At 61.8% G+C, this 12868-nt stretch carries 12 protein-coding genes; 8 read left to right on the top strand and 4 right to left on the bottom strand.

From position 1 onward, the window contains the following. The first annotated feature begins 68 nt into the window (after positions 1-68). Entirely contained in the window at positions 69-1205 is a 1137-nt protein-coding gene (locus EN862_RS31335; protein WP_127868157.1) for a Gfo/Idh/MocA family oxidoreductase, read from the top strand. A gap of 361 nt (positions 1206-1566) precedes the next feature. Here EN862_RS31335 and EN862_RS31330 read toward each other — a convergent pair whose 3' ends face one another. From EN862_RS31330 to EN862_RS31320, 3 genes are all read right to left on the bottom strand, one after another. Beyond that, positions 1567-2247, bottom strand: coding sequence for a GntR family transcriptional regulator (locus tag EN862_RS31330; RefSeq protein ID WP_245519789.1), 681 nt, complete (start codon positions 2245-2247; stop codon positions 1567-1569). Between the two features lie 126 nt (positions 2248-2373). Then, positions 2374-2895: a flavin reductase family protein gene (locus EN862_RS31325; protein WP_189401900.1), complete on the bottom strand. Its 522-nt coding sequence runs from the start codon at positions 2893-2895 to the stop codon at positions 2374-2376. Between the two features lie 454 nt (positions 2896-3349). Then, positions 3350-4345, bottom strand: coding sequence for a LysR substrate-binding domain-containing protein (locus tag EN862_RS31320; RefSeq protein ID WP_127868154.1), 996 nt, complete (start codon positions 4343-4345; stop codon positions 3350-3352). Positions 4346-4451: 106 nt separating this feature from the next. Between EN862_RS31320 and EN862_RS31315 the strand changes: the two genes are divergently transcribed. The 7 genes from EN862_RS31315 (at position 4452) to EN862_RS31285 (ending at position 11595) form a co-directional block, all read left to right on the top strand. Beyond that, entirely contained in the window at positions 4452-5981 is a 1530-nt protein-coding gene (locus EN862_RS31315) for a sugar ABC transporter ATP-binding protein (protein WP_127868153.1), read from the top strand. After that, a complete protein-coding gene (locus EN862_RS31310; RefSeq protein WP_127868152.1) occupies positions 5978-6982 on the top strand; it encodes an ABC transporter permease in 1005 nt (334 codons plus the stop codon). Before EN862_RS31315 ends, EN862_RS31310 begins: the two co-directional genes overlap by 4 nt. Positions 6983-7004: 22 nt before the next feature. Next, entirely contained in the window at positions 7005-7967 is a 963-nt protein-coding gene (locus EN862_RS31305) for a substrate-binding domain-containing protein (protein ID WP_127868151.1), read from the top strand. 63 nt (positions 7968-8030) lie between these two features. Next, positions 8031-8924: an amidohydrolase gene (locus tag EN862_RS31300; RefSeq protein WP_127868150.1), complete on the top strand. Its 894-nt coding sequence runs from the start codon at positions 8031-8033 to the stop codon at positions 8922-8924. Between the two features lie 40 nt (positions 8925-8964). After that, complete coding sequence (locus tag EN862_RS31295; protein ID WP_127868149.1) at positions 8965-9717, top strand: SDR family NAD(P)-dependent oxidoreductase; 753 nt, start codon at positions 8965-8967, stop codon at positions 9715-9717. 19 nt (positions 9718-9736) lie between these two features. After that, positions 9737-10576 carry a transketolase gene (locus EN862_RS31290; RefSeq protein WP_127868263.1) on the top strand — a complete coding sequence of 280 codons (840 nt, stop codon included), beginning with the start codon at positions 9737-9739 and terminating at the stop codon, positions 10574-10576. Further along, complete coding sequence (locus tag EN862_RS31285) at positions 10573-11595, top strand: transketolase family protein (protein WP_189401938.1); 1023 nt, start codon at positions 10573-10575, stop codon at positions 11593-11595. The genes EN862_RS31290 and EN862_RS31285 overlap by 4 nt, the downstream gene beginning before the upstream one ends. A 34-nt stretch (positions 11596-11629) precedes the next feature. On the opposite strand, the gene EN862_RS31280 is transcribed toward EN862_RS31285, so the two are convergent. After that, positions 11630-12826, bottom strand: coding sequence for an ROK family protein (locus EN862_RS31280; protein WP_127868148.1), 1197 nt, complete (start codon positions 12824-12826; stop codon positions 11630-11632). Between the last annotated feature and the right edge of the window lie 42 nt (positions 12827-12868).

The raw sequence follows: 12868 nt of genomic DNA, 5'->3' as shown, positions 1-12868 counted from the left end.
GCAGTTACCCAGGTGCGGGGGCCTGCTCTCGATCGATCGCGATTGCAAATCCAACTGGAGAGGCTCCGATGACGGACATAAATACATTCGGCCGAAGGCTGCGGCTGGGCATGGTGGGTGGAGGCGGCAGCAGTTCGATCGGCCCCAGCCACGCCTCGGCAGCGCGCCTGGACGGTCGTTGGGAGCTGGTCGCCGGCGTGTTCTCCCGCAACCCGGAACGCACCAGACAGGTCGCGCGAGACCTCTTCATCGATCCCCAAAGAGCCTATGCGGACCACACCGAAATGGCTGCGCGCGAGGCTGAGCGCCCGGACGGCATCGACGCCGTTACGATCTGTACGTTCAACGAAACCCACTACGAAATTGCCGATGCGTTCCTTGCAAAGGGCATCCACGTAATCTGCGACAAGCCGCTAGTAGTGAGCCGCGAGCATGCCAGCGCCCTGAGCGCAAGGGTGGCCGAGACTGGCCGATTGCTTGCCGTAACATACACCTATTCGGGCTATCCCATGGTGCGGATGGCAAGGGACATGATCGCCGGGGGCAGACTGGGCCAAGTCCTATCCGTGCAGGTCGAATATGCGCATCAGTACCAGACGCAGGCCTTTGGCAAGAAGGAATGGCAGCACGACCAGGCCAAGGCAGGGGCGCTCGGCGTCGTGGCGTCGCTTGGGACGCATGCATTCCATCTGGCCGAATATGTCAGCGGGCTGCGTGTAGATGCGCTCGCTGCGGATTTGGCCAGCTTGCGCAATCCACTCGACGACCATGTCAACATGTTGCTGCGCTTCGAAGGTGGCGCCCGTGGAGCGCTTTGGACCACCTCGATAGCTCACGGCTGTCCAAATGGGCTTGCACTGCGTGTGTTCGGCTCCGATGCCGCGATCACCTGGCACCAAGAGCACCCAGAACAACTCACCTTTACGGAATCCGGGCAGCAGCCGGTTGTCTTTGCCCGCGGCGGCGCGGGCGTCAGCGCCGGAGCGAAAGCTGCCTCCAGAGTTCCCGCCGGCCATCCGGAAGGCTATCTCGAAGCGTTCGCCAACATTTATTCAGCCGTGGCGCGGGCAATTTCGGAAGGTCGAAACACGCCCGACAATGGAGACTTCCCCACCGTTCACGACGGAGCAAGGGGCGTTGGCTTCATGTTCACTGCGCTGCGGTCAGCCGGGGCCGGAAGCGTGTTCGTTCCATTCGAGTTGTGAGCGTTTCCCCAAGAGCCGCTTGTGGACCAGGCGACATCGACACAAGACATCGCAACGAACCACATCACAAGGTCGCGATCGTGACCGGCGACGGATCGAGCATAGGGTCTGCCGTTTCCAAGAAGGCTGGCCTCTTAAGGAGCCTCGTTCGTCATGAGCGTTGTTTGTACGCCAGCAGGCGGCATCGGTTCTCAACAGCCAGCAATGAACTTCGCTCCGCGGCGTTCGATGGAGATCCCTTAGAGCTCCATCCTGTGAACCAGGAAGGCTACGTCGAGGATATCATAAGCGAGGAGGGATTCGGGACCTGCCGGACCAGTGTGTTGCCGGCAGCGTGGTTTTTTGCCGTGCGAAGAAACTGTCAGCCTTTCTCGGCTTGATCGGGCGATATCCAGCTTTGAAGTATCCAGCGCCGGAACATGTCCATGTGCGCGGAAAGTGTCGTGGTCAGCCTGTTGACGTCGCGGGCCCGAAGCGCATCGAGCTCGTCCTTCATGATCCAATATTCTATGTGCAGCCATTGGCGGTCATCGGTGGCGCGACTGGCCAGCCTGACGCGGGTCAGATGATCCTGCAGCCGAGCCAGTATCAAGCAGATAAGATCGTTCTCGCAGTATGTCAGGAACATGCGCTGCAGATGCTCATAGGCCTCGCGAACCGGATACGGCTTGCCCGCTTCTACGTCCGGCCGGATAGTTTCGAGCACCATCGCGAACGCCTCGATCGCGTCTGCCGGTATGTGGTCTATCGACTGTATTGCGACTTGTATCTCGAGTGCCTTGCTTACCTGGTAGACATCGTCGATGTATTTTCTGTCGAGCGCAGCCACCTGCAGGAATTTTGCGTCCACCTGATTGAGCAGGCCATCTTCAACCAATCTCTCCAACGCCGCCCTGATCAGCGGTCCGCCGATGTCCAGACGTGCTGCAAGGTCGCTTTCGGAGACAAGTTCACCCGGTCGTAAATTGTTCTCGATGATCAGCTTCTTGACCGACCCGTAAGCCTGTACGCCAATCGCTGCATTCTCTTCGAGTTCCTGCACGGTCAAACTGTGCTCCCTACCTAGAATACGGCGGCGCCATGTTCGTCATGAAAGCCGACGGCTTTTCAAATCTGTGGTTCGGCACAAATTGTGCCCTCAGTTTCGATGCAAGGCGCCGGTATGCGCCTACTTGGTGTTGGGCCGGTCAGAAGGTGCCCTGCGAGCGCTTCCAGGATGGGCCGAAAGCAAAGCGTAATTGCGAGCGTGATAAACCAAAGGAGAAGCATCGGCTGTGGCGCCGGCGACCAGGCGTCCAACAACAATCGTATGGTCCCCAGATTCAATCAGGGAATCCACCTGACATTCCGCAAATGCCCGAACGTCCTTGATCACGGGAGCACCCGTGGTTTCGCCAAAAGCCCAATCTATGCCGCCGAACTTATCGCCTTGCCCAAACGCGAACTGATCTGAGATCCACGACTGATCACTGGCCAGAAAATTGACCGCGAAACGCTTCTGAGCCCGGATGACCTGAAGCGTGTATTTTGACGATTGCAGACATATGACCAGTTGCGGGGGGCTCAGCGACAGGGACATCACCGCACTGACAGTCAACCCGACCGGTGCTCCATCGGCGTCGGTTGCCGAAACGATGGTCACGCCACTGGGAAAGCCACCGAATATGCCGCGAAAGGTCTCGGCGTCCACACCTGTCCGGTCTCCTGGCTCCTGCTGATCTTTCGAAGCTGAGGAGACCGTCTGAGGTGTCACGCCCATGTGCTAGCCCTCTTCGTGCGTACTGCATTCTGCATACACTATCGCACATGGCTATGCAACCCATGTTCCTTGGCCAAACCTGGTGAGGTCTTTGGGGGCTTGCTTTGCGTTGTGGACGAAGTGCCGCAAATTGTGCAGCAAGGGATCTGTAGGTGTGAGCTTGACGGGTTGCCGAACGCCGAGAAGGGGTTTCAAAGCTGACAACGGATGGCGCGTCGCAATGAGCCGAGTTGCTCACATCGGAGGAAACAGCTCGGTCACATGGCCTAGCCGGAAGCGAGACAAGCGTCATCGGCGCTTCCACTGCCCGGGAACTTCACCCCATCTGTGTCGCGAACCGGCTTGCTTGGCGCGACATCCAGCAAGAGTGCGAGACATTCTTTGTTCAAGCCATGGCGGCTGGCCTGTCATCGCGCAATCCGAAATGAGGCCGTCGTTCGAACGATATGCGCAGCCCCAACTCGGACATAAAATCCCGGGCGCGGTCTGTGTCGCGCCTGCCGACCCGCGACACCCATTCTGAAAACAGCCGAACGGCGCGCCGGTTCATGTGCCGTGAAGGACAGACCAGCCAATAGCCTGGAAACTCTATGACGTCGAACGCCGTCGAGACGGGCACCAAAGCGCCCGAGACAAGATCCTCGAATGCAATCGACGTGCTTTCCAGAACCACGCCTGCTCCATCCTTCGCCAGCTGAACCGACATCGAGGAGCGGTCGAAACGATAGGGATAGGTCATGCGCGCGCCCTGGACACCGTTACGCGGCAGCCAGTAATCCCAGCGGAAATAGGCCTTCACGCTGTCGATCAGTCTTGCCTGGCGCAACTGCTCGCGGGGATCGGATGAAAGCCTCTGCAGTTCGGTGAGATACGAAGGCGAGCACATCGGCAGGATCAGGTCGTTGACCACGCAATCCGAATAAAGGCCGGCCCAACCCCCGTCGCCGTAGCGAAGATCGAGATCGATGACCTCGGTTTCGAAATCCGAGAAATTGGGTGTCGCGTCGACGCGCAGGTTCCAGGTCGGGTAGTCCTTGCTGAATTCGGCCAAACGTGGCGCCAGCCATTTCTCGCCAAAGGAGGGGCTGACGCGCAGGCTGAGCTGAAAGCTCTCACGCTGCCGCACAATGGCGTTTCGCACCTCGCGTATGGATTCAAAGGCCTGCGTGGTGGTCTGGTAAAGCCGCTCGCCGTCGATTGTGAGCGAGAGATGGCGCTTTTCGCGCTGGAACAGCCGCACGCCGAGCTGGTGCTCGAGCAAGCGCAGTTGCTGGCTGACGGCCGAGGGCGTCACCTGCAATTCCTGCGCCGCCTTCGCCACGCCGCCGAGGCGCGCTACGGCTTCGAAATGCGCCATCGACTTGAACTTGATGTCCGACATATCGTGATCGTCAGTTAAGTTCAGCTACACAGAATGTTAAGAAACGAGAATTGAGCCGAATGTCAATCGGTCGCATCATCCCTGCGATCTCGGGAGGAGATTCAGGATGGAAACGGCCCAGGGCCTGGGCGTCGCCGGCAATGTGAGCGCGGCCGCACAGGCATCGACCACGACGCCTCTGATCGACGCTGCCAATGTCGAGAAGAGCTACGGCGCAACCCGCGTCTTGCGCGGTGTGAGCTTCCAGGTCCGGGCAGGCGAAATACATGCGCTGCTGGGCGGCAACGGCGCCGGCAAGAGTACCCTCATCCGCATCATCACAGGCCTTACCTCCCGCGATGCCGGCGAGGTCGCCTTCACGTCGGCGAAGCTCGGCCGGGGCGGCTGCCCGATCATAGCGGTGGTGCATCAGGAGCTGGCGCTGCTGCCCGAACTGTCGGTCGCGGAAAACATCGGTATCGTGCATGCGAAGTCCGGCCTGTCGCAGAGCAGCCGCCGCCGCATGCGCGACATCGCGCTCAATGCGCTGCGCCTGATAGATGCGGCGATCGGCGAGGAGATCGTGGATCTGCCGGCGGGCAAATTGTCCCTGCATGAAGGGCAGATCGTGGAGATCGCCCGCGCGCTTTCAACGGGCGCCGAAGTGCTGCTTCTCGACGAACCCACCGCCAACCTGACCGCAGGCGAGACGGCCAAGCTTTTCTCGGTGCTGAAGCGTTTGGCGCGCGACGAGGGTATCGGCATCGTGTTCGTCTCGCACAGGATGCGGGAAATCCGCGAGCTCTGCGACGTCTGCACCATCCTGCGGGATGGCATCACTGTGGCGAATGGGACGCCGCTTGCCTCACTGAGCGACGCCGAGATCGTCCAGCAGATGGGGCAGTCGACGCAACGTTCCGGCGCGCAGCTGAATCGACGGGAGCGCAGCCGAGGGGGTACGCCGGTGGAACTGCTGGGGCCTGACGGCGCCAGTTTGGAAATTTGGCCCGGCACCATCCTGGGGCTGGCCGGCGCACCGGCGGGTCCGACGGGCCTGATCGATCCCCTCGTCGGCGCGGGAAAGGGCGCCGGCTGGCGCCTCTCCGGCGAGGGTCTCGCAGATGGCTTCCCCTCCCCGGCCGCGGCTGCACGCGCGGGCATCGGCTTCGTCTCGGGTGACCGGGCAGCGAAGGGCATCCTTTCGCAGCTTCCGATCGTCGACAACGTGCTTGCCGCGCGCAGGGTTCGCGACAACCGACGGATCGTCGGCCCAGCCGAACGGCAGGAATGCTCCGACCTGGTTTCGGCTCTCAAGTTGAAGGCGGGTTCGATCTGGGACCTTCCGGCGTCGCTGTCCGGCGGCAATCAGCAGAAGCTGATCGTTGCGCGCTGGCTCGGGTTGCCGCTGCGCATGGTGGTGCTGGAAGAGCCGACGCGCGGCGTCGACATCGGCACCAAGCACGATATCTACGCGCTGATCCGCGAGATGGCGGATGCCGGAGCGATCATCGTCTGGTGGTCGACCGAGAACGTTGAACTGCTCGAGCTGTGCGATGTGATCTTCGCCTTCGACACCGAGGGGCGCCCGAAGGGGTTTCTGCCGGACGAGCGCTTCACCGAAGACGGGCTCGCCGAGCTGACGGGGATGGCAGCATGACCGACGCAACCAACGGCGCCGCGACGGCCAAGAAGGCTCGGGCCGCCAGGACCCGCGCTCCCGGGATTCTTCTGTCCTACCGCACCGAGGCCGCAATCGCCGGCGCGATTGTCGTCCTGTTGCTGGCGGTGGGCATATTCGTCCCCGCGGCGCTGAGCATGGGCAACGTCCAAAACATCATCCAGGCCGCCGCGCCGCTCATCATCATGTCGCTCGGCGTCTTCTTGGTCGTGGTCACCGGCGGCATCGATCTTTCGGTCGGCTCGGTGTTCTCGCTGACTGGAATGGTCACGGCGCTGGCAATGGCCAATGGAGCGGACGATCTTACCGCCAGCCTGGCAGGCTTGGCCGTGGGGCTGGTATTCGGAGCGATCAACGGGTTTCTCGTCACTGTCGTCAGGCTTGCTCCTTTCGTCGTCACCCTCATCACTTACGCGGTGGCGGGCAGCCTGGCCTTCATCGTCACCAACGGTCGCTCGATGCCGATCAGCGCGCCGGATTTCTGGCTGCTGAATTCCGGCGAGATCGTCCCCGGCATCCCCAATCATCTTCTGTTCTGCATCGTCCTGATGGTCTTGCTGGAATATGTGCTGCGCAAGGTCGTGCTGGGTCGCTGGTTCTATGCCGTCGGGTCGTCGGCGACCGCAGCCCGGCTGCTCGGCATTCCCGTGCTTCGCATCAAATTCGCCGCCTATGTCATTTCCGGCCTGCTCGCCTCGTTCGCCGGGCTGCTGACGGCGAGCTACATCCTCAATGCCGAGGCAACGGCCGGCGCCAGCCTGATGCTGCAGGCGATTGCCGCGGTCGTCATCGGCGGTGCCAGCCTCTTTGGCGGAACCGGCAGCGCGATCGGCGCGGTGCTCGGCGCGCTGATGATCACCTGCATCCAGAACGGCGTGAACCTCATCGGCGTCAACAGCTTCTGGCAAGGCTCCGTCACCGGCGCCGCGATCCTGCTTGCGGTCCTGATCGACCGCTTCAGCAACAAGAACCGACTCTAGATCATCAATGGGAGGAACCAAGATGAAGTTGAAGAGCATCCTGATTGCAGCACTCGCGGCGTCCGCCTTGTCCAGCGCATCATATGCCGAGGACAAGAAGACCGTCGCCTATATCGCGCCCTCGCTGGACATCTCCTACTGGCAATGGGTCGGCTACGGCGTGAAGGAGAAGGCCAAGGAGCTCGGCATGGACTATGTCGAGTACACCTCTGAGAACTCACCCGCCAAGCAGATGGACAATGCACGGACGGCCGTGACAAAGGGGGTCGCGGCAATCGTGATCGGTCCGGTCAGTTCGACATCGACGCCGCCGCTGCTCGATTATCTGGAAAAGCAGAAGGTGCCGATCGCCTTCGCCGGCATCGGTCCGCAGCCGGGACTAACCAACTACACATCTTCTGTCACCGCAAACAATTATGAGACCGGCAAGGCGCAAGGGAAATTCACCTGCGATCTCGCCAAGGAGCGCGGCGGCAACAAGGTAGGCATGCTGTCGCTGCCGCAGGACCGGGAGAATGCGCAGAAGTATCTCAAGGGCGCCAAGGAGGCGTTCGCGGCGGACGGCTGCGACTTGGTCCAGATGCTTGAAACCCGGGGCCTCACCATCAATGAGGCTGTCACCCAGGCAAACGACCTGCTGACTGCACATCCCGACATCAAGGCTATCTACGGCATGTATGATGAGGCCGGGAGCGGTGCCGCAAAGGTGGTCGAGACCCGAGGCCTCACCGGCAAAGTTGGCATCACCGTCGCCGATGGCTCGCCCACCACCATTGCGCTGCTGAAGAAGGGGGCGATCCAGGGCATCTTCTTCCAGGAAGCGGTCGGCCAAGGCATCGATGGCACCCAGCAAGTCTACAACGCCCTGACGGGAGGCAAGGTGACCCAGGATATGGCCCTGGTGATGCCATTGGTCACCGCCGACAAGGTCGACAGTCCCGAGGCGAAGAAGGTTATCGCCCGCGTTTTCCCCCCGAGCAACTGACCGCCTTCGAACGGACCCGCCGGCGAGGCCGGCGGGTCCAGCAGCAAGCGAGGGACCCCGACCGTGGCCGAACTGCCTTTCATCGATCCGCATCATCACCTTTGGGATCTGGAGACCCACTATTATCCATGGCTGACCGATGGCGTTAAGCCAGCCGCCTTCGGCGACTATGAGGCGATCCGCAAGAGCTATCTGATCGACGATTATCTGGAAGACGCCAGGAACCAGAACCTGGTGAAATCGGTGCACCTGGACGTCGGGTTCAATCCGGCCGATCCGGTCGGGGAGACGCGCTGGCTGCAAGGCATCGCCGACCAGCGGGGCTTTCCTCATGGCATCGTCGGCTACGCCGACCTGTCCAAACCCGATGTCGGCGACCTTCTCGACCGGCACATGGAATATCGGAACTTCCGCGGCATCCGGCAGTCGATGAATTATCATGCCGATCCCGCAAAGACCTATCTGGCGCGGCCGGAGGTCAGCCGGACACCCGAATGGCGGCGTGGCTTCCGAGAGCTGGCGAAGCGCGGGCTGAGTTTTGACCTGCAGCTCTATTATCCGCAGATGGGCGAATTTCTTGAATTGGCGCGCGCCTTTCCCGACGTGCAGATCATTCTCAACCATACCGGCATGCAGGTCGACGGACCCGAGCATTTCGACGCCTGGAAGAAGGGCATGCGCCAGCTGGCGCAGGCGCCGAACGTCGCCTGCAAGATCTCGGGTCTCGGCATGGGCGACTGGACATGGACGACGGCGTCGATCCGTCCCTACGTCGAGGAGGCGATCGCCGCCTTCGGCATCCACCGATCGATGTTTGCGACGAACTTCCCGGTCGACAAGCTGTTCTCGAGCTTCGATGCCATCGTGAACGCCTTCAAGGAGATCACGCGACATTATCCGCGTGAAGAGCGGCTCGCGCTGTTCCACGACAACGCCGCCCGGTTCTACCGGCTCTAGATCATCCGCCAAGAGATTGGAAATAGCAGGAGAGTTCGACATGTTGCTGAAGGGCAAGGCTGTGGTCATTTCAGGCGCCGCGAGCCCACGCGGGATCGGCCGCTCCACGGCAACGCTGATGGCCGAGCATGGGGCGCGCGTCGCGATTCTTGACCTCGATGAGGGGCAAGCGCGTGACGCCGCCGCTTCGCTCGGAGGCGACCATATCGGCCTTGCATGCAATGTCGCCGACCGCGACGCTTGCAAGAGGGCGGCTGTGAAAGTCACCGAAGCCTTGGGCAAGATCGATGTGCTTTGCAACAATGCGGGCATCACCCAGCCGGTCAAGACACTGGAGATCAGCCCGGCCGACTGGGATCGCATCCTCGACGTCAATCTGCGCGGCGTGCTCTATCTCAGCCAGGCCTTCATTCCACACATGCGCGAAAATGGCGGCGGCTCGATCATCTGCATGTCATCGGTTTCCGCGCAACGCGGCGGCGGCATCTTCGGCGGCCCGCATTACTCCGCCGCCAAGGCGGGCGTGCTCGGCTTGGCAAAGGCGATGGCGCGCGAATTCGGACCCGACCGCATCCGCGTCAACTGCGTCACGCCAGGCCTGATCCAGACCGACATCACCGGCGGCAAGCTGACCGAGGCCATGCGCGCCGACATCATCAAGGGGATTCCGCTCAGTCGGTTGGGCGACGCGCGCGACGTGGCCGGCGCCTATCTGTTTCTCGCGTCGGATCTGGCCAGCTACATCACCGGCGCCGTGATCGACGTCAATGGCGGGATGCTGATCCATGGCTGACGGAACGACGGAATTCGAGATGCCGCGCTCGGGCAGCAATGTCAGCCTAGCCGAACGGGCCTATCGCATCCGGCGGCATGCCGTGCGCATGGGCGAAGTCCAGGGCCAGGGCTATGTGGGCCAGGCGCTCGGCATCGCCGACGTGCTCGCGGTCGCCTATTTCCATGCGCTTCGCTATCGGCCAGATGAGACGCTATGGGAAAAGCGCGATCGCTTTCTTCTGTCGATCGGACATTACGCCATCGCGCTCTACGCGGCATTGATCGAAGCAGGCGTGCTGCCGGAGGAAGAACTCGAAACCTATGGCACTGACGACAGCCGCATGCCGATGTCCGGCATGGCTGCCTACACGCCTGGAATGGAGATCACCGGCGGCTCCCTCGGCCAAGGGCTCGGCATCGCCGTCGGCATGTGCCTGGGGCTGAAGCGCAAGCGGAGCGACAGTTTCGTATACAATCTCTTGTCGGACGGCGAGCTCGGCGAGGGCTCGACCTGGGAAGCGGCGATGTCAGCCGCCCACCACAAGCTCGACAATCTCATCGCCATCGTCGACTTCAACAACCAGCAGGCCGACGGGCCATCGACGGCGACGCTATCTTCCGAGCCGGTGACCGGCAAGTTTGAGGCCTTCGGCTGGCACGCACAGCGTGTCGACGGCAACGACATCGAGGCGGTCCGCGCCGCATTCGATATTGCCAGGGACCTCAAGGAAACGCGCCCACGCATCATCGTCTGCGACACGCGCATGGCAAAGGGTGTGCCTTTCCTGGAGGCCCGCGAAATCACGCATTTCATCCGTGTCGAGCCGGATGAATGGACGCTGGCGCTCGAGGCTCTGGAGAAGGGACGTCCGCAGTGAGGTTGTCAAAATTCGAGCCACGTCAGGCTGTCATTGCCGGAGAGCGCAAGACCACCTCGGCGATGATCGCCTCGATCGCCCCGGACGGCATTCCGACGCGCAGCGCCCCTTTCGGACACACGCTCGCCAGGCTGGCACATCACCGGAACGGGATCGTCGGGCTCACCGCCGATCTTGCCAAATACACCGACCTTCATGTCTTCGCCCAGGAACATCCGGATCGCTTCTACCAGATGGGCATGGCCGAGCAGGTGTTGATGAGCGCGGCTGCGGGGATGGCCCGGGAAGGGTTTACGCCATTTGCAACGACTTACGCCGTCTTTGCCTCACGTCGCGCCTACGACTTCATCTGCATGGCTATCGCGGAGGAAAAGCTCGACGTGAAGATTGTCTGCGCTCTCCCGGGACTGACCACTGGTTACGGCCCCAGCCATCAGGCGACGGAAGACATCGCCATCTTCCGCGGCATGCCTAACCTGACGATCATCGATCCATGCGACGCGATCGATATCGAGCAGGCCACCGAGGCAATCGCTGACCACAAAGGGCCGGTCTATATGCGGCTCCTGCGCGGCAAGGTGCCGGTGGTCCTCGACGGGTACGACTACCGGTTCGAGATCGGCAAGGCGCGGCTGCTGCGCGAAGGGGCCGACGTGCTGTTCATCTCCAGCGGCCTGATGACCATGCGTGTGCTGGAGGCCGCAAAAGCTCTTGAATCGGACCGCATCGGCTGCGCTGTGCTGCACGTTCCAACAATTAAGCCGCTCGACGCAGAAACGATACTTACCGCGGCGCGCCGGACCGGGCGAATGGTGGTGGTTGCGGAAAACCACACCTTGATCGGCGGGCTGGGCGAAGGTGTGGCCGCCCTGCTGATGCGCGAGGGTATGAGCCCTGTCTTCCGGCAGATCGCGCTCCCCGACGAGTTTCTCGATGCCGGGGCTCTGCCGACGCTTCACGATCGCTATGGGATATCGACAGCTGAGGTCGCGCGCCGTGTTCGTGAATGGACAAAGTAGGTGACCGCATCGCCCTCTTCGCTCATCAACAAGCCTAGACACCTGATATCTGCAGTCCCACGCCTGCGACCTCGCCTGGGTTGCTTTCAAAGTCGAAGAGCCTTTGGGTCGCAAGCGCCGCCGCGCCACGCGCCCAGGAATCGTCTGCCCAGTCTGGCGTGATTGGTGGCGGGCTCCACAATGCATAACGCTTCAGTGCGTCGCGCATCGGCTCGAACAGAAAATCGCCAAAGGTGACGGCTTCGCCGCCGCCGACAATCACTTCCGGATCGACGATGTTGCAGAAGCCGCCAAGGAATCTTCCTATTCCGAGGCCCGCCTCCCGCAACAGATCGATCGCTGTGCTATCGCCGGCCTGAGCCGCGCTCAGCATGTCGTGGCGTGTGACTTCCCCGGATAGGCGACGGGCCTCTTTCCATCGCCGCACCAAGGCCGGCTCCGAGAAAAAGGTTTGCAGGCAGCCGCGTCGGCCGCATTCGCACAGCGGACCATCGTGATCGTATATCGAGTGACCCATCTTGCCCGCGGCTCCATTCGCGCCGTGATGGACAGAGCCGTCGATCACGACCGCGCAGCTGATCCCGGCGCCGATGGCCAGGGCGCCGACGGTGCGGTGATGCCGCCCAAGGCCGAACAGTTGCTGTGCAAGCGCAAAAGCATTGGTGTCGTCGTCCGCCCAAACGGGAACATGCACGAGTTCGGCAAGCATCGCCGCGAACGGCACGTCGGCCCAGTTGAACCGGTGGCTCAGGCGACAGACGCCGTTCTCGATGACGCCGGGTATCGCGATGCCGATGCCGCTGAGTTGCGCAGTCGTCGGGGCTCCGCGATCGGAGATCAGCTCTTTGACCGCCTTGGCACAGGCTTCCACCGCGCTTTGCGGTGACCGATCGGGAACGGTTACCTGCTTTGTTACAAGCGGGGTGGTGGCGAGATCGGTCAGCACGCAATCGATCGCGCCGACCTTCAATTGGAGTCCGACAACCAGCCGACCGGCATAATTTATGTCGATCGGGATGGGCCGGCGCCCCGGCGCCCCGGGGCTCGCCTCTCCCTCGACCAGGATTTTCTCCTTCAGCAGTTCGGTGACAACGAACGTCACAGCCGCCGGGCTGAGCCCAGTGATTGCTGCGATCTCGGCGCGGCTGATCGCCCCCTCCCGGCGCAGTAGGTTGAGGATCAGCCGCCGGTTTATGGCGCGTGACGTCTGCTGGTCGCCCTTGAGCCTCATATCTGCTCCATTTATTAATTTTGTAAATTAACTATTGACCGA

This window comes from Mesorhizobium sp. M2E.F.Ca.ET.219.01.1.1, from assembly GCF_004016445.2.
Classification (GTDB): Bacteria; Pseudomonadota; Alphaproteobacteria; order Rhizobiales; family Rhizobiaceae; genus Mesorhizobium.
Note: the sequence above shows the minus strand (reverse complement) of the source record. Positions and strands in the feature narration are given on the sequence as shown.

What these genes read in the sequence shown, in the direction of transcription:
- EN862_RS31305 (WP_127868151.1), top strand. Translation starts at nt 7,005, where the DNA reads ATGAAGTTGAAGAGCATCCTGATTGCAGCACTCGCGGCGTCCGCCTTG.
- EN862_RS31280 (WP_127868148.1), bottom strand. Translation starts at nt 12,826, where the DNA reads ATGAGGCTCAAGGGCGACCAGCAGACGTCACGCGCCATAAACCGGCGG.
- EN862_RS31295 (WP_127868149.1), top strand. Translation starts at nt 8,965, where the DNA reads ATGTTGCTGAAGGGCAAGGCTGTGGTCATTTCAGGCGCCGCGAGCCCA.
- EN862_RS31315 (WP_127868153.1), top strand. Translation starts at nt 4,452, where the DNA reads ATGGAAACGGCCCAGGGCCTGGGCGTCGCCGGCAATGTGAGCGCGGCC.
- EN862_RS31335 (WP_127868157.1), top strand. Translation starts at nt 69, where the DNA reads ATGACGGACATAAATACATTCGGCCGAAGGCTGCGGCTGGGCATGGTG.
- EN862_RS31290 (WP_127868263.1), top strand. Translation starts at nt 9,737, where the DNA reads ATGCCGCGCTCGGGCAGCAATGTCAGCCTAGCCGAACGGGCCTATCGC.
- EN862_RS31310 (WP_127868152.1), top strand. Translation starts at nt 5,978, where the DNA reads ATGACCGACGCAACCAACGGCGCCGCGACGGCCAAGAAGGCTCGGGCC.
- EN862_RS31320 (WP_127868154.1), bottom strand. Translation starts at nt 4,345, where the DNA reads ATGTCGGACATCAAGTTCAAGTCGATGGCGCATTTCGAAGCCGTAGCG.